Origin of the sequence: Pseudomonas sp. ADPe, assembly GCF_014843515.1 — a bacterium.
GTDB classification, from domain to species: Bacteria; Pseudomonadota; Gammaproteobacteria; order Pseudomonadales; family Pseudomonadaceae; genus Pseudomonas; species Pseudomonas citronellolis.
Map to the genome: position 1 here is coordinate 3,925,528 of NZ_CP062122.1, position 16,657 is coordinate 3,942,184.

Annotated in this window: 16 protein-coding genes; 2 read left to right on the forward strand and 14 right to left on the reverse strand. The window is 65.9% G+C overall.

What is annotated here, in order from left to right:
* The first annotated feature begins 194 nt into the window (after positions 1–194).
* Positions 195–1,631 carry an IS1182 family transposase gene (locus IG194_RS17730; protein WP_058488386.1) on the forward strand — a complete coding sequence of 479 codons (1,437 nt, stop codon included), beginning with the start codon at positions 195–197 and terminating at the stop codon, positions 1,629–1,631.
* Between the two features lie 180 nt (positions 1,632–1,811).
* Here IG194_RS17730 and IG194_RS17735 read toward each other — a convergent pair whose 3' ends face one another.
* From IG194_RS17735 to IG194_RS17745, 3 genes are all read right to left on the reverse strand, one after another.
* Positions 1,812–2,810 carry an NAD(P)H-dependent flavin oxidoreductase gene (locus IG194_RS17735; protein WP_058487236.1) on the reverse strand — a complete coding sequence of 333 codons (999 nt, stop codon included), beginning with the start codon at positions 2,808–2,810 and terminating at the stop codon, positions 1,812–1,814.
* Positions 2,811–3,021: 211 nt separating this feature from the next.
* On the reverse strand, positions 3,022–4,116 hold the full coding sequence (locus IG194_RS17740; protein WP_192353594.1) for a polyamine ABC transporter substrate-binding protein: 1,095 nt from the start codon (positions 4,114–4,116) through the stop codon (positions 3,022–3,024).
* 81 nt (positions 4,117–4,197) lie between these two features.
* The gene (locus tag IG194_RS17745; RefSeq protein WP_023101124.1) at positions 4,198–5,013 is read right to left on the reverse strand and encodes a carbon-nitrogen hydrolase family protein; all 816 of its coding nucleotides are present in this window, start codon (positions 5,011–5,013) and stop codon (positions 4,198–4,200) included.
* A gap of 130 nt (positions 5,014–5,143) precedes the next feature.
* Between IG194_RS17745 and IG194_RS17750 the strand changes: the two genes are divergently transcribed.
* Entirely contained in the window at positions 5,144–5,935 is a 792-nt protein-coding gene (locus tag IG194_RS17750; RefSeq protein WP_023436190.1) for a helix-turn-helix transcriptional regulator, read from the forward strand.
* Between the two features lie 396 nt (positions 5,936–6,331).
* Here IG194_RS17750 and IG194_RS17755 read toward each other — a convergent pair whose 3' ends face one another.
* The 11 genes from IG194_RS17755 to IG194_RS17805 form a co-directional block, all read right to left on the reverse strand.
* Complete coding sequence (locus IG194_RS17755) at positions 6,332–7,576, reverse strand: acetyl-CoA hydrolase/transferase family protein (protein ID WP_023101126.1); 1,245 nt, start codon at positions 7,574–7,576, stop codon at positions 6,332–6,334.
* 63 nt (positions 7,577–7,639) lie between these two features.
* Positions 7,640–7,918 (reverse strand): muconolactone Delta-isomerase, encoded by a 279-nt coding sequence (catC, locus tag IG194_RS17760; protein ID WP_023101127.1) that lies wholly within the window; start codon positions 7,916–7,918, stop codon positions 7,640–7,642.
* 16 nt (positions 7,919–7,934) lie between these two features.
* Entirely contained in the window at positions 7,935–9,233 is a 1,299-nt protein-coding gene (locus IG194_RS17765) for an MFS transporter (protein ID WP_043273567.1), read from the reverse strand.
* A gap of 193 nt (positions 9,234–9,426) precedes the next feature.
* Positions 9,427–10,314 carry an acyl-CoA thioesterase gene (locus IG194_RS17770; RefSeq protein ID WP_023101129.1) on the reverse strand — a complete coding sequence of 296 codons (888 nt, stop codon included), beginning with the start codon at positions 10,312–10,314 and terminating at the stop codon, positions 9,427–9,429.
* Between the two features lie 10 nt (positions 10,315–10,324).
* A complete protein-coding gene (locus IG194_RS17775) occupies positions 10,325–11,029 on the reverse strand; it encodes a 3-oxoacid CoA-transferase subunit B (protein ID WP_023101130.1) in 705 nt (234 codons plus the stop codon).
* Between the two features lie 2 nt (positions 11,030–11,031).
* The gene (locus IG194_RS17780) at positions 11,032–11,736 is read right to left on the reverse strand and encodes a 3-oxoacid CoA-transferase subunit A (RefSeq protein WP_064987623.1); all 705 of its coding nucleotides are present in this window, start codon (positions 11,734–11,736) and stop codon (positions 11,032–11,034) included.
* Between the two features lie 184 nt (positions 11,737–11,920).
* The gene (locus tag IG194_RS17785) at positions 11,921–12,622 is read right to left on the reverse strand and encodes an SDR family oxidoreductase (RefSeq protein WP_058487244.1); all 702 of its coding nucleotides are present in this window, start codon (positions 12,620–12,622) and stop codon (positions 11,921–11,923) included.
* Between the two features lie 12 nt (positions 12,623–12,634).
* A complete protein-coding gene (locus tag IG194_RS17790) occupies positions 12,635–13,687 on the reverse strand; it encodes a cyclase family protein (protein ID WP_058487243.1) in 1,053 nt (350 codons plus the stop codon).
* A gap of 124 nt (positions 13,688–13,811) precedes the next feature.
* Positions 13,812–14,714, reverse strand: coding sequence for a LysR substrate-binding domain-containing protein (locus IG194_RS17795; RefSeq protein ID WP_058487242.1), 903 nt, complete (start codon positions 14,712–14,714; stop codon positions 13,812–13,814).
* Between the two features lie 129 nt (positions 14,715–14,843).
* Complete coding sequence (locus tag IG194_RS17800; protein ID WP_058487241.1) at positions 14,844–15,734, reverse strand: MBL fold metallo-hydrolase; 891 nt, start codon at positions 15,732–15,734, stop codon at positions 14,844–14,846.
* Between the two features lie 45 nt (positions 15,735–15,779).
* On the reverse strand, positions 15,780–16,649 hold the full coding sequence (locus IG194_RS17805; RefSeq protein ID WP_058487240.1) for an alpha/beta fold hydrolase: 870 nt from the start codon (positions 16,647–16,649) through the stop codon (positions 15,780–15,782).
* Positions 16,650–16,657: the final 8 nt, after the last annotated feature.

The following is a 16,657-nucleotide window of genomic DNA, read 5'->3' on the forward strand; positions in this document are numbered from 1 at the left end:
CAGCCTTCGATGCAACGGCAGAAATGCCGTGCACATATGTAACGCCCGCGGGTATCCGGTGTTCTCGCCGTACCTGCGTGGGCGCTCAACGAAGGGGAGGGCGAATCGATTGTCGACGTTGGTTTTCGACCCAGGCTGTGTGAAAACGTCGTCCTCGCCTAGAGTTGCTGGAGCATCGTCAGCGGGGGCGGCGTATGAAGCGATTCATCGAGGAAGCGAGCCGGACACAGGTCAGCTTGCTGCCGGAATGCCTGGATGACTTCGTTGCCGAAGACAATCCGATCCGTGTAGTGGAAACCTTCGTCGAGCAACTCGACCTAGCGGCCTTGGAGTTCGATGGAGTGGCACCGGCTGTAACCGGGCGACCGTCTTATCATCCCGCCGTGATGCTGAAGATCTACATCTACGGTTACCTCAATCGCATCCAATCCAGCCGCCGCCTGGAGCGCGAATGCCAGCGCAACCTTGAACTGATGTGGCTGACTGGACGGCTGGCGCCGGACTTCAAAACTATTGCTGATTTCCGCCGTGACAATGGCAAGGCCATCCGCAATGTCTGCCGGCAGTTCGTCGTGCTGTGTCGTCAGCTCGACTTGTTCTCCCAGTCGCTGGTGGCCATCGACGGCAGCAAGTTCAAAGCGGTCAACAACCGTGATCGCAACTTCACTCACGGCAAGCTGCGCGCCCGCATGGAGCAGATCGAAAAAAGCATCGAGCGCTATCTGGCGGCGATGGATACCGCCGACCGGACGCAATCTGATGTCGCCGAAGCCAAGGCCATCCGCTTGCAGGACAAGCTCGAAAAGCTCAAGCAGCAGATGGAGGCGCTCAAGGACATGGAGGAGCAGTTGCGTGACGCACCGGACGGGCAGATCTCCCTGACCGATCCGGATGCGCGATCCATGGCCACCAGTGGCAGAGGCACCGGCGTGGTCGGCTACAACGTGCAGACGGCCGTAGATACCCAACATCACCTCATCGTCGCCCACGAAGTCACCAATGTCGGCCATGATCGCTCGGCACTGGCGATGATGGCCGAGCAGGCGCGCAGCGCCATCGGGGTTGAAGGCCTGACCGTCGTCGCCGATCGTGGTTATTTCAAGGGCGAAGAAATACTTGCCTGCGACCAATCTGGCATCACCACCTATGTCCCTAAGCCGCTGACATCCAATAGCAAGGCGGACGGGCGCTTCGGCAAGCAGGATTTTGTGTATGTGCCGGAGAAAAATGAGTACCGCTGTCCCGCGGGGCAAAGCCTGATTTATCGCTACACGAATCTTGAGGCCGGCCTGACGACACATGCGTACTGGAGCTCGAACTGCAAGCAATGTGCACTCCGAACGCAGTGCACCAGTGAGCCATTCAGGAGAGTTCGACGCTGGGAGCACGAGGACGTCATCGATGCCATGCAGCGTCGCCTCGATCATCAGCCAGAGATGATGAGCATCCGCCGCCAGACCGTCGAGCATCCATTTGGCACGCTCAAGCACTGGATGGGCTCGACGCACTTCCTGACCAAAACGCTACCCCGAGTGAGCACCGAGATGAGCCTGCATGTGCTCGCCTACAACCTCAAACGACTGATGAGCATCTTGGGCATCCGCGAAGCGGTGGCGGCCTTGCAGTCCTGAGAAGGACTTTTTCCACGTTCCTTGTCGTCTCCCGAGGCGATCGGAGACCTCAGATGACCCACTACCGCAAGCAGAACGCTATTTCGGCCCAAACCCCATCTCAGCCTTTGCCATGGACCAGGAGCGATGCAGAACCCCGAGTTTTGCTCTTTTCACACAGCCTGGACCCGCAGCGGACGTTCAGGCCTGGCAGCAGAGCCCTTCAAAGCGAAGCATCGCCTGCCGTGCATCGTCGAGAACTTCATCGAAGATGGCTTCCACCGGCTGTACGGCATCGGCAAATACCACTGACGGGCCATAGTCGAGCATGCCAAGGCTGCTGTCGCCGGTCAGGTATGCCTGGGTGGTCAGCGCCCCCATGACGTGTGGGCGGTAGCGTTCGAAGTCGCTGGTCCCCGTCGCATCCAGGGCTGCAACTGCTTTTGCGCTTTCGTTGTTCAGCACCCTGTGATGCTGCCGCAGCCCGGTCTTTACAACGACGCTATCGGTACCATCGCTTTTAACCAGCAGATCCTTGTATCGGCGGTGGATCCACAGTTCCTCGGAGACCAGCATCCTCGAACCCATCAGGACGGCGTCCGCCCCCATCATGAGTGTGGCAGCCAACTGGCGGCCGGTTCCCATTCCTCCGCCAATCACCAACGGGATGGATATCTCCTTTGAGGCATGGGGCGCCTGGACCATGCTGCTGATGCCATAAGTCCCCGGATGGCCTCCACAGTCATTGCCGACGACGATCACTGCATCCACGCCAAGCCGTTCAGCCGATCGCGCGTAACGGACCGCGGGAACCTTGTGCAGCACCTTGATACCCGCATCCCGCAGGGCTGGAAGAATACCTTCGGGACTTGCGCCAGAAGTCTCGACGCAGAGGACATCCTCTTCCGCAAGAATCTTCACTTGCTCCTGCAGACGCCCAGCCGCCTTGGCTTGCCCTGAAAGGTAGAGGTTCACGCCGAACCGTTTTCCGAAAGTCAGCTGGCGGCACTTCCGCAGCTGCTCACGAAATTCTTCCGGATCAGGGAAGCCGGCGGCAACGATGAATCCCATTCCGCCGGCGTTGACTACAGCCGCGACATAGGTCGCGTCGGAGAGACCGGGCCCCATGCCTCCGCAAAGGATGGGATGGCGAATGCCGAGCATTTCAGTGATACGGGTCTTGAACAATGGGCTTCGCATGGGAGCACTCCAGTTCATTCACGACACGGGGCGGGCAAGCCGAGCCGGGCAAAGGAAATCGACCCCACAGGGTGGTGCCGCGCAGAGCCGGAAGGTTGCGAACTTATAGCTGAACAATTGTTCAGTAGTAAAGTGCCCTGCGACGCCAATCGACCCAAAAAGGATGCGCAAGACACTCCTCGCACATCCTCCATGGCCTGGACCCAGCCCGTCAGGTACCCGTCTTGATCCTGGTCCACATGCGGGTACGCACGCGCTCGAGCCGCAGGGGCAGGGTTTCCAGCGGGTACAGGGTGCTCATGACTTCCTTGGATGGGTACAGCGCCGGGTTGTCGCGCAGCTGGGCGTCGATCAGGGCGGTGGCGTCCTTGTTGCCGTTGGGGTAGCCCACGTAGTTGGAGTTCCTGGCGGTGATCTCCGGGCGCAGGATGTAGTCCATGAAGGCGTAGCCCTGTTGCGGGTGAGGCGCGTCCTTCAGCAGCACCATGTTGTTCACCCACACCGGCGCGCCCTGGCGGGGGATGCTGTAGGCGATCCTGATGCCGTTGTGGGCGCGCTCGGCGGTCTGCTTGGCGCCGTAGACCGAACCGCCCCAGCCGACCACGGCGCAGATGTTGCCGTTGGCCAGGTCGGAGGGGAATTTCGAGGAGTCGAAGTAGCGGACATAGGGGCGGATGTCGCGCAGCAGCGCCTCGGCCTTCTTGTAGTCGTCGGGGTTCTTGCTGTTGGGCGGCAGCCCCAGGTAGTGCAGGGCGATGGGGATGATCTCCACTGGCGCGTCGAGCATGGCCACGCCGCAGGCGCTCAGCTTGCTGATGTTTTCCTTCTTGAAGATCAGGTCCCAGGAGTCCACCGGGGCATCGGGCCCCAGCCGTTGCGCGACCTTGTCCAGGTTGTAGCCGATGCCGGTGGTGCCCCACATGTAGGGCACCGCGTAGCGGTTGCCCGGATCGTTCACCTGCAGCTTGCGCAGCACTTCGGCGTTCAGGTGCGGCCAGTTGCCCAATTGCGAGCGGTCCAGCTCCTGCAGCACGCCAGCCTTGGCGAAGTTGGGGATCAGATCGTCCGGGATGATGACCACGTCGTAGCCGCTGCGGCCGGCCATCAGCTTGCTTTCCATCACCTCGGCATCGTCGAAGACGTCCTGGACCAGCGTGGTGCCGGTGGCGGCCTGGAACTCCTTGGCGGTTTCCGGGGCGAGGAAGTCGGACCAGTTGTGCAGGTGCACGGTCGGCGGCTCGGCGTGGGCGTTGCCCAGTGCGAGCAGGGAGGCCAGGCCGAACGAGAAAAGACGCAGGTGTTTCATGGGGGCTCCTGGCCGGCCTGTCCCAGGGGAGACGGCCGGCGGTGTGTTTTTGTTGGCAGGTAGCGAAAGGTGCTGGTGAGGTCAGGGAATCAGCAGTTCATGACGCCCATCGGCGTGCTCGATGCGTTCCCCGGGCAGGCGGAAACGCTTTTCCGCCTGGTAGTCGTAGAGTTCGCGGGCGCTGGCGACCTGGCTGAAGTCCAGCTCGACGAAGTGCCGGCACTCGCGGTTGCCGGCCTCGAACAGGGTATGGCCGAAGGGGTCGACCACCGCGCTGCAGCCGGCGAAGGTGATGGCGTCCTCGCCTTCGCCCACGCGGTTCACCACCACGGCGAACACCTGGTTCTCCTGGGCGCGGGCGGCGATCGAGGTGCGGTGCACGTGGCCGAAGGGCTCCATGTTGCCGTCGCTGACCAGGATCAGCTCGGCGCCCAGCTCGGCCAGGGCGCGGGCGCTTTCGGGGAACTCGCTGTCGTAGCAGATCAGCAGGCCGATGCGCACGCCGCGCCATTGCAGCGTGGCGAAGCGGTCGCCAGGCAGCACCAGGCCCGGCTCGGAGACCCACAGGTGGGTCTTGCGGTAGCTCAGCAGCAGGCCCTCGGGGGCGACGAATACCGTGGTGTTGTAGAACTTGCCGCCGTCGTTCTCGATCAACCCGACGACCACCGCCACGCCGCGCTCCCGTGCGGCACGCTGTACCGCCTGCAGGCTCGGGCCATCCAGCGGTTCGGCGTTGCCGGCGATGTTCTGCGCGTTGAGGAAGCCGGTGATCTGCGCCTCGGGGAACACCACGATGTCCGTGTCCGGCGAGCAGCCGGCGATGGCCTGTAGGATGCGGTGGAGGTTGTACGAGGTGTCGCCGTCGCGGGCGGCTTGTTGCACGAGTTCAAGCTTCATTGTTCGGACCTTGTTGATGAACCGGGGCCACAGTGGGAAAGTCGGGGACTTTTCCGAGGGGCCGCTGCAAGTATGCGAGCCGCCACCGAATTTCCTATTCCGCCGATTGATTAACCCCGGGGGTACCCGCATGAACCTGACGCTCCTGGACGTGGGCTGGCACCGGGCCTTCGGGCAACTGGCCGAACGCCTCGACCAGCCCGATTTCTGGCGCGCCATGGCCCAGGTGCTGGGCGACCACATGGCGCTGGGCAGCTGGGTGGCGCTGCTGTTCAGCGACGACCGCCCGCGGATATTCGCCGAAAGCCCCTACGAGGGCGGCGGTCCCGACCCGCTGTTCCACGACTACGTGCAGGGCCTGTACCTGCTCGACCCCTTCTACGTCGCCAACCGCGAGAAGCCGGCAAGCGGCCTGTTCCGCCTCTGCGAGGTGGCCCCGGAATGCTTCCGCGACACGGAATACTACCGGCTGTACTTCACCCACAACGTGGTCGAGGACGAGGTGCAGTACAACGTTGCCCTCGATGGGGAGCGCAGCCTGTGCCTGTCGCTGGGCAGCCGCTCGCGCTTCGAACCGCAGCAGGTCGCGCTGCTCGAGCTGATACGCCCCTGGGTCTGCGCGCTGATGCGCCAGCGCCTGTTCTTCGAGGCCGGCGTCAACGAGCCGCCCTCACGGCCAAGCGAACGCTGGCAGGGCAACCTGGAGCAGATGATGGCGCGCCTGGGCACGCCCCTGACCGCCCGGGAACTGGACGTCATCCGCCTCGTCCTCAGCGGCTGCTCCAACAAGGAGGCGGCGGCGAAGCTCGACATTTCCGCCGAGACCGTGAAGGTCCACCGGCGGCACGTCTACGCCAAGCTCAAGATCAAGTCGCAGTCGGACCTCTTCAAGATCTTCCATAACGCGCAGAGCACTCGCTAGCCCGGGCCGATAGCGGAGGGGCACAACGGCGGCTATCGGCTGTACTTGCCTGGGCCGCCAGGCGTTCGAGAGGCGATGGATAGATTGCGAGGCAATTCCATTCTTCCGTAGTGGACGCCATGAGCACCGGTCGACGACGCCGAACCTCGATAACCGGTTCGACAAGGGCTGCCACCAAACCGTCGGCACTTCCGCCAACGGCAACCTCCACGGTGAACCGCGGAGGCCGGTGCTGGCCGTGCATGGCAAGTTCCGAGGAGGGCAGTTGCCTGGGTGGGAGCCGGTGTCAAGGCTCGTTTCCGAGCCTCAGCGGACATTCCTTCGAAGCTTCGATTTCTTCATGGCGGATCGCTGGGTCGTAAAAAGCGGAAGTCGACCGTCATGCCCAGCGCGAGCTTAGAGCTGTGCCTCCAGCGCCGCACGGTGTCGCGGGTGGGCGATTTCCAGCATGCATGCCACTCTTTCCCGAATAGTCTTGCCACGTAAGTCGGCGACGCCGAATTCGGTGACGATCAACCCGGCGTCACTGCGCGGGATGGTGGCGGGGCCGTTGAGTCGGGCGACGATGCGGCTGCCGCTGCCTGCGGTGGAGGGCAGGGCGATGATGGGCAGGCCGCCTTTGGCGCGAGCAGCGCCGCGCAGGAAGTCCAAGGCACCGCCCACGGCGCCGACGTAGCTGCCGGCGGCGACTTCCGAGTTGATCTGGCCGGTGAGGTCGACCTCCACGGCGGAGTTGATCGCCACGAAGCGGTCCAGGCTGGCGAGCACGTCCGCGTCGTGGGTATAGGCGGTAGAGCGCAACTGGATGGCCGGGTTGTCGTGGGCGTAGTCGTGGATCACCCGGCTGCCCAATAGCACCCCGCCTACGCTGGCATGCCGGTCGCGGCTCTTGCAGGCGTTGGTGATCACGCCGGCCTGCATCAGTTGCGCGACGCTGTCACCCAGGCTGCCCGAATGCACACCCAGGTCGCGATGGGCGCGCAGGGCGCCGAGCACCGCGTCGGGGATGGCGCCGATGCCGATCTGCAAGGTGGCGCCGTCGTCGATCAGCTCGGCTATGTGCGCGGCGATACGGGTGTCCGCTTCGCGGATGCGTGCCGGGGGATTTTCCAGTGGAGGCCGGTCGGTGTGCAGGATGGCGTCGAGGTCTGCCTCGCCCAGCGTGCGTTCGCCGAAGGTGCGTGGTGCCTGCTGGTTCACTTCTGCGATGACCACCCGCGCATGGTCCAATGCAGGCAGCAGGTATTCGTGGGCGATGCCCAGGCTGTAGCGGCCATTGGCGTCGGCGGGTGCCAGTTGCAGCATCAGCACGTCGATGCGCAGGGCTCCGCTGGCGATCAGCCCGGGCAGTTGCGAATAGTGGCTGGGCAGGATGTCGAGCGCCCCGGCGTTGCCCAGTTCGCGGTTGGCGCCGGCGCCGCAGTAGGCGAGGAAATCGACCACGTCGGCATGTTCGGGGCCACAGGTCCGGCTGCTGGCGATGCCGAGCATGACGCGGAAGCGGCCGATGCGCGCGCGTTGCTCCATCAGGGCCTGGGTCAGTGGCAGGGGTTCGGCGTTGGCCTGGCCCCAGAGTACGGTATCGCCGGGGCGGATCAGTTCACTGAGGTCGAGCGCGTCCGCTTGCAGCAGCATTGGCATGGCGTGGCCGCATCCTGAAAGTCGTGGGAAGACGGCGGCGGCCCGGAAGAGCCGCCGCCAGAGTCAGGCGATGGAGGAGGGGTGCCTGGCCAGCGGGGTGACCTGTATCGTCATGAAGGGGAACAGCGGAAGGCTGGAGAGCAGAGCGTGCAGCTCGTCGTTGCTCTCTACGTCGAACACGCTGATGTTCGAGTACTGGCCGACGACGCGCCACAGATGCGGCCATTTCCCCGAACGCTGGATTTCGGTGGCGCGGGCCTTCTCGGCGGCCTTGATCGCCTCGACTTCCTCGGCCGGGATATCGCGGGGAATGTTCACGTCCATTCTTACGCAGTACAGCATGGTGATTCCTCGGGTGTCAGAGTTTGCTCTGGGACAGTTGGGCGCCGCTGGAGGGCTCGCTTTCGCCGTCGTTCATGACCTTGGCGTCGACATCCTGCAGGCGTACGCCACGGGTTTCGGGCAGCAGCAGCACGGCGGTCACGGACAGTGCGTAGGCCACCAGGCAGAACGTGCCGATGGACTGCGCCAGGCCGATCTTCTCGGAGAGCACGCCGACGCCGGCGATGGACAGCGCGCCCAGGGATTTGCCCAGGTTGTAGGAGAAGCCCATGCAGGTGGTGCGCACATGGGTGGGGAAGAGTTCGCTCAGGAACGGGCCGAGCACCGCGAAGATGCCGGTGGCGAAAGCGCCCACGGGGAAGGCCATGGCCATCAGCAGTTCCGTACTCATCGGCACCAGCATGTAGACCACGGTGAAGATCCAAGCGCCGACGCTGAACAGCAGCAGGGCGGGGCGACGGCCGTAGCGGTCGGCGATCCAGGCGGTGACCATGAAGCCGGCGAAAGCGCCCGCGCACATGATCAGCATGGTGAAGATCACCGGGCCAGGCTTGAGCCCGCGCTCGGAGACCATCAGCGTCGGCAGCCAGGCCATGATGGTGTAGGCGGCGGCCTGCAGGCCGGTGACCAGTACGGCGGCCAGCAGAGTCAGGCGGATCACGGCGGGGCGGAAGGCGGAGAGCATCGAGGCCTTCTCTTCTACCTTGGCGGTGGCCTGCCGGTAGATCTCCGGATCTTTCACGTGGAGGCGGATGAACAGCACGAAGCCAGCCGGAATCACGCCGACCCAGAAGGCCACGCGCCAGGCCAGATCCTGCGGCAGCCAGGCGAGCAGGCCAGTCATGATCACCGCGGCGGCGGCCCAGCCCAGGGCGAAGCCGCTCTGCACGAAGCCCAGTGCCTTGCCACGGTGTTCCGGGCGGATGACCTCGGCCATCAGCGCCGCGCCGACCGCCCACTCACCACCGAAACCCAGGCCCTGCAGGGTGCGGATCACCAGCATCTGCTCATAGCTCTGGGTGAAGCCGGCGATGAAGCCGAACAGGGTGAACCAGCAGATGGTGAAGATCAGGATGCGCACACGGCCATAGCGGTCGCTGAGGATGCCGGCGATCCAGCCGCCTAGGGAGGCCGAGAGCAGCGCGGCGGTGCCGACGATGCCGGCCTCGCCCTTGGAGATCTGCCAGACCGCCATCAGCGCCGGCAGCAGGAAGCTGAACATCTGCGCGTCGTAGGTATCCAGCGCCCAGCCGGAGAAGCAGGCCCAGAAGGTCTTGCGCTCCTGCCGGGAGCCGGTTTTGTACCAGTCGAACATGGTGATTACCGTCCTTATTGTTATTGGGTGTCGGTTCGCGGCGCGTGGCCGCGGTTGCAGCGTTTGGGTGGCGCTCGTCGTGCGAGCTGACCGCCAGGCGGGCGGGGCTCGGTTCGTGAAGCGAGCATGCGGCAGATTGCTTCGCGCGCCCATTTGCCTTTGCGAAAGCCTGCCTTTGGGTCGGGTTAAGCGGTCAGTCGGTCCTCGGAGAAATCAGCAGGTCCTGGGCCATGCTGGCGATCAGGCGGCCGTCGCGGCGGTAGATGTGCGCCAGCGCCAGGCCGCGTCCGGCCAGGCTGCGGGTGGCCTGGCTGACGAACAGCAGCCAGTCGTCGCAGGCCGGTTCGGGGGTGTGGAACCACAGCGTGTGGTTGAGGTTGGCGACGTAGTGCCGTTGCCACAGCTCCCTTGCACCCGCAGGGGGTGTCAGGGCGCCGTTGAACCAGCAGTCGGAGAGATACGCAAGCGCCGCATGGTGCAGGCAACCTTCGGCCGTCAGCGGTTGCAGCAGGCGTACCCAGTAGGCGATTTCGTTCTGCGACGGTGTGCGGCCGAAGTACACCGCGGGGTTCACCGGGCGGATATCCAGCAGTGGTTGCCCGGTGAAACGCACCTGCGCCGCCTCGCCCTGGCCGGGGTAGCGCTCGGCCAGTTCGCGCAGGTCCGGCAGGCTTTCCGGGGGCGGGACCTCGCGCTCTAGGCGTGGCGTCGCATCGATGCATTCGCCGGGGTGCTGGAAGGTCGCGTGGGCGCTGAGCACCAGCGCGGTGCCCTGCACGCCGTAGATGTGCCGGCTGGAGAAGCGCCGGCCATCCTGCAGCGCCTCCACCTTGTATTCCAGCGCGTCCTCGGGGCGCGCGCCCTGCAGGAAAGTGGCCTGCAGGGTACTGGGCACGCGGTGCGGCACGGTCTGCGCGGCGGCCCAGAGGGCCTGGCCGAGCAGTTGTCCGGCGTACACGCGGCCGTTGACGTTGCTGTCGTTGACGGTGGCACGGAAGGTGTCCTGCGGGCCGTCTTCCAGGCTCAGCAGCTGTGTCAGATCGCCCTGATCCCAGGCTCTTGCACGGTCGAAGGTGCTCACGGCGGCGTCCTCAGGTGGAGCTGCCCAGCGCCCGCTCGGCGCTCGGGCTCAAGGCCCGCGCAGGGCGGCTGCGCAGCGTGGAGAAGTCCAGCGGGATCGGCGTGACGGCCTGCAGCGCCTCGGCCGTGGTCTCGCCCGCCAGCTCGATGACCTGCACGCCCTCGGCGGTGATCTCCAGTGTGGCGAGGTCGGTGTACACGCGGCTGACGCAGCCGATGCCGGTGAGCGGGTAGGTGCAGTGTTCGATGAGCTTGCACGCTCCGTCCTTCGCCAAGTGCTCCATCATCACGAAGATACGCTTGGCGCCGATGGCCAGATCCATGGCGCCCCCGACGGCAGGGATGGCGTCCGGCGAGCCGGTGTGCCAGTTGGCCAGGTCACCGTTGGCCGCAACCTGGAAGGCGCCGAGCACGCAGATGTCCAGGTGGCCACCGCGCATCATGCCGAAGGAGTCGGCATGGTGGAAAAACGCCGCGCCCGGCGACAGGCAGATGGGCTCCTTGCCGGCGTTGATCATGTCCCAGTCTTCCTCGCCGGGCTTGGCACCGGTCCAGCGGCCGAGCACGCCGTTCTCGCTGTGCAGGAAGATGTCCTTGTCCGCCGGCAGGTGGTTGGCCACCAGGGTCGGCAGGCCGATGCCCAGGTTGACGTAGGCGCCTTCGGGGATGTCGCGGGCCACGCGGGCGGCCATGGCGTTGCGGGTCTGTTTGTCCATGCTCAACCTGCCTTGCTGCGGTCGACTTCACTGGGGGCGACGGCGCGGGTGCGCTGCACGATGTGTTTGACGAAGATGCCGGGGGTGACGACCTGTTCCGGGTCGATCTCGCCCAGGGCGCAGACGCGGCCTACCGAGGCGATGGTGTGGCGCGCGGCCATGGCCATCACCGGGCTGAAATTGCGCGCGGTCTTGCGGTACACCAGGTTGCCCCAGCGGTCGCCGGCCTCGGCGTTGATCAGCGCGTAGTCGACGTGGATCGGCGTTTCGAACACGTAGTGGCGGCCGTCGATCAGGCGGGTTTCCTTGCCTTCGGCGAGCAGGGTGCCGTAGCCGGTGGGAGTGAAGAACCCGCCGATGCCGCAGCCGGCGGCGCGCAGGCGCTCGGCGAGGTTGCCCTGGGGGACGATCTCCAGCTCGATCCTGCCGGCACGGTACAGTTCCTCGAACACGTGGGAGCCGACCATGCGCGGGTAGGAACAGAGAATCCGGCGCACGCGGCCGGCCTTGAGCAGGGCGGCCAGGCCGGTGTCGCCCTGGCCGGCGTTGTTGCTCACCAGGGTGAGGTCGCGCGCGCCCTGGGCGATCAGCGCATCGATCAGGTCCTCGGGCATCCCGGCGCCGCCGAAGCCGCCCACGGCGATGATCGCGCCGTCGGGAATCTCGGCCAGCGCCTGGGCGGCACTGGGGCAAAGCTTGTCGATCATGACTGCGGGTCCTTTTTCGTTTTCATCGCAGGCGGATGCGGCCTTTTCCGGCCTTCATCGCGCCTGGAAACCAGCTTGCCAGCGCGCCCTGGGGGTCACAATTTCAGTCTGCGGAAGGGGTGTTTAACCGCGGATTAACAAGCTGCTGGCCTGCTGATGAGGCGGGCCAGCAGGGTGAGGCAGGTCAGACGGCGGCTACACCGACGGTCATGCCACCGCACACGTAGAGCACCTGGCCGGTGACGAAGCTGGCGCGCGCATCGAGGAAGAACGAGGCCGCCTGGGCGATGTCGTCCGGCACGCCCAGGCGCTTGACCGGCACGCTATCGATGATCGCCCGGGTGCGCGGGCTATCCGGCGGATTGGCGCGCTCGAACAGCTCGGTACGGATGGGGCCGGGGCCGATGGCATTGGCGGTGATGCCATGCCGGCCCAGCTCCAGCGCCCAGACGCGGGTCATGCCCAGCAAACCGGCCTTGGTGGCCGCGTAGGCGCTGCGCAGCTCCTTGCCCAGCGCGGCGCGCGAGGACATGTTGAGGATGCGCCCGAAACCGGCGGCCTTCATGCCCGGCAGCAGCGCCTGCATGCACTGCAGCGAACAGCGGACGTTCAGCGCCCAGACCCGCTCCAGTTCTTCGAGGCTTTGCTCGTCTGCGGGGTTGGGGCAGACCATGCCGACGTTGTTCACCAGGCGGGTGATCGGGCCATCGGCCAGGGCCTGTTCCAGGGCGGTGGCAGTGGCGGCGGGGTCGGTGAGGTCGGCGATCAGGCCGTCGCCGATGCGGTCGATGATCACCGGCTCGAAGCCATCCTCGCGGCAGCGTTGGACGATGGCGGCGCCGATGCCGGAGGCGCCTCCGGTGATGAGTACGCGTTCTCTGGGCACGGTGGAACTCCGTCAGACTGTGGCGATGGGGTTGAGCGGCGCGCCCACGGCGCCGGGCAGGCGCAGCGGCGGGGCGGTGAGCAGGAAGCGGTTGCGGCCGTTGGCGCGCAGCCAGTTGGCCAACGGCGTGAGGTGCCAGAGCTCGCCCAGGTGCACGCCGAGCTTGAACAGGCAGTGGTGGTGCAGCGGCATCACCGAGCAGCAGTCGCCCGCATGGCCGGCGGGGAAGATCTCCACCGAGTAGTTGTCGGCGGCGATGGCCACCAGGTTGCTGTCGGTGATCCAGTTCAACAGGCGCGAATCGTGGCCGTCGAGCACGGCGGCCAGCCGTTCCAGCACCGCCGGGTCGGGGTTGCGGTTCATCCCCAGCAGGGCGTCGGCGTAACCGGTGTGCAGGCAGACGATGTCGCCGGCCTCGACTTCCACCTTGTCGGCGTCCATCACCCGCATCAGCTCGTCGTAGCCGATGTGCGTGCGCTCGAGGCCGAAGTGGTGGTGCAGGTCGATCAGCACGCCGCGGCCCTGCACGCAGGTTTCGGCCATGCGCTCGATGCCCAGGGCGTGGGCGCAGGAGGTGCTGTGGGGCTTGATCGGCCCGGCGATGCCGCAGTCTTCGAGGTCGCTGGGGCCTTCGATGTCGCCGCCGGCGCTGAAGCCGTTGTAGTACAGCGGCTCGGGCACGCCGTCGTCATCGGCGTCGAACAGCGCGCCGACGTGGGAGAGGGCGTCCCACTGGGTGGAGTACTGCAGGTGGAGGATCGCCAGGTCGTCGCTGAGCACGTCGGGGCGGCCTTGCTGGATCAGCTGGTACTGGTAGTTCATGTTGACCCCGCCCTTGCGCAGCAGCGGGCGCAGGATCGGCGGCAGGCGGTTGACATTCATCGCGTTGCCGCCGGGGTAGTCCAGCGGCAGGCTGAGGCAGAAGGCCAGGCCCTCGCGTACTTCGGCGATGCCCTGCAGCACCTTCTGCGGCGTCAGCAGGTTCAGCCGCCCCCTCTGGTCGTCGGGGCCGAAGTCGCCCCAGTTGGAGCCCTCGGGGCGTTTCTTCCAGCGTTGTTCGGCCATGGGTGGTCCTTGTCATTGTTGGTCGCGGAGCGCCCTGGAACGTGGCGCGTCCTTGTGCAACAAGGCTCCCAGACTCGTTTGGGGCGGACAATTGGCCTCTTCGAAAGGGAGGCTTAACCTGGGGTTAAGCCGCGCGGTAGCAGTCGATCAGGCTGTCGGCGAAGTCGCGGGCGAAGGCCGAGAGGCCGTCGAAGTCCTGGGCGCAGAGCTGGAAGGTGCGCACCGCCCAGGGGTCGAGCAGCTTGCACGAGCCGATTTTCTGCTTGCCCTTGAGCCGCTCGAAGCCGGCCTGGGGCACGATGGCGATGCCGGCGCCGGCCTCGACCATGCGGAAGATGGCGTCGGAGCTTGCGACCTGCACGCGGAGGGTCAGCGGGATGTGCAGCGCCGCCGCCGCGCGGCTGAGGAAGACGTGGATGGCGCTGCCTTCGAGCAGGGAGACGAAGGCGTACTGCAGGGCTTGCTTGAAATACACCTCGCCGCCTTCGAGGATCGGGTGGCCTTCGGGGGCGATGACCATCAGCCGGCTACTCACCAGCGGCACGCTCTGCAGGCCGTCGGTGACCACGCTGCCGGAGACGATGCCCAGGTCCGCGCTGCCGTCGCGGATGCAGCGCACGATGTCGTCGCTCAGGCGCTCGCGCATGTCGATGTGCACGTCGGGGTGGCTCTTGAGGTATTCGCCCACCACCGGCGGCAGGTATTCGGTAATGGCCGTGGTGTTGGCCAGCAGGCGCAACTGGCCCTTGAGGCCTTCGGCGTACTGCTGCAGGTCGCCGGTGAGCATCTCCAGCTGGGAGAGGATGATGCGCGCGTGCTGCAGGTAGGTCTTGCCCGCGTTGGTCAGGGTCACGCCCTGGGGCGAGCGCTCCAGCAGGCGCATGCCGAGGTTGTCCTCGAGGTTCTTGATGCGGTTGCTGGTGGCCGGCACGGAGAGGAAGGAGCGCTCCGCGCCGCGGGTGAGGCTGCTGGTTTCCGCGATGTTGATGAACAGCCGGAAATCCGTGATATCGAAATGCATCGCCATGGTCAGGTACTTCTTGCCAAGTGGTATGCCACGGTACTGGCTGGTGAATGGCCTGCATAGACGGTGTTCGTCGCCTCAACGCCGCCATGCGCCGCCCGCGCCGCACAGGGCGCGGCGCGGGCGGCGGGCTCACCAGTGGGCCGCCTCGAAACGGAAGCCCTCGCCCTGGCGGCGGATGAAGCCGCAATGGGGCTCGCCGAAGTGCACCGGCAGGATCAGCGCGCCGGAGTCGGCGGCCTCGTTGAGGAAGGCCAGGCGCGTCTGCCGGGCGGTGTCTTCCCAGATGCAGTAGCCGGAGTTGATGTCCGGGCGGACGATCTGCACCGGGCTGTGCAGGATGTCGCCGCAGAAGATGCCTTCCTCGTTGCCGGAGCGTACCTTGAAGATCACCTGGCCGGGGCTGTGGCCGGGCGCTGCCTGCACCTGCAGGCAGTCGGCGATTTCCTCGCCGGGCAGCATCATCCGCGCAAGGCCGGCATCGACGATGGGCATCACGCTGTCGAAGAAGGATTCGCCGAACACGTCGATGACGCCGCCTTCCCGGTTCTTGCCCTGGTGGCAGAAGTCGAAGTCGTCCTTGGGGAAGTGGTAGGTGGCGTTGGGGAAGGTCGGTTCCCAGCGCCCGTCCTTCCAGGTGGTGTTCCAGCCCACATGGTCGGCGTGCAGGTGAGTGATGACGACGTGGGTGACTTTCTCCGGCGGCGCGCCGGCGGCGATCATCCACTCGCGCACCAGGCCGTTGAGCATGTTCATCCGCGCGATGCCCGGGCGCGGCTTGAAGTTGCCGACGCCGGTGTCGATCACCACGATCTCGCTGCCCACGTGCACGATCCAGAACTGGATGGTGACGATCAGCTTGTTCATGTGCGGAATCCAGTGGTTCGGCGCCATCAGCTCGCGGTGTTCTTCCAGCACCTGGCCGTCCATCTGCGGGAAGAGGAAGGCCGGATCGTGGGTGGGGCCTGCGTATTCGAGTAGGCGGGTGACCTTGATGTCACCGATCATGCGCGACTGCATCATGGGGCATGGTTCCTCATTGTCGTTGTTCAGCTATCACGGTGTGCCTCAGGCGGCATGGCCACTGGCGCCGATGCGGTGCCGGGGGTGTTCGATGAAGGTCCGGTAGATCGCCGAGCCGGACAACCCGGCGCATACATAGCCGCGCACCAGCGCGGCGACCAGGCGCGGGCTCTGCAGCGGCATGAAATGCCCGGAGGCTACCTGCAAAGGCTCGATCTGTGCAGCGAATCGGGCCAGGCGGTCGATTTCCGCCGGGGGCCGCAGGGCGTCGTATTCGCCGGCCACCAGCAGGGTGCGTTGCGGAAGGCGCGGCAGGTCGCTTTCCAGCTCCAGGCCGGCAAGCATGGCGAAGGTCGCGGCGAAGCCCTGGGGATCGGCGGCGCGCCAGCGCAGGCGGAAGGCGTCGAAGCGCCCGGCATCGGTGCGCAGCGGGGCCGGCCAGGTCTTTTCCAGCAGCGCCGGCACCAGTTCGCCCAGGCCTTCTTCACCCAGCGCGGCAGCGCGCTGGCGGGTGGCATCGCGGGCCGAAGCGGCGACCCCGCAGGCCGGCGCCAGGCCGATCAGTTGCTGGCTGCGCCGGGGATGCCGGGCGGCGAAACGGATGGCGATGGCTGCGCCGACAGCGACGCCCATCAGCGCGACCGGGGTATCGATCCGCAGCGCGTCGAGCAGGGCTGCCAGGTCGGCCACGTGATCGTCGATGGCCAGCTCGCCGGGAAATTTTTCCGACAGCCCGGCGCAGCGGGTGTCGTAGCGCAGCAGCGTGAGTTCGCCGGCCAGGGTGGCGCAGAGGTCGTCCCAGCTTTCCAGGCTGCCGCCCATCTCGTGGATGAGTACCAGCACCGGCGTGTCGGGGCGTTCGGCCGGCAGCAACTGGTAGCGCAGGGCGGCCTGGTTGACTTCGATCCAGTTCATGGCGGCCC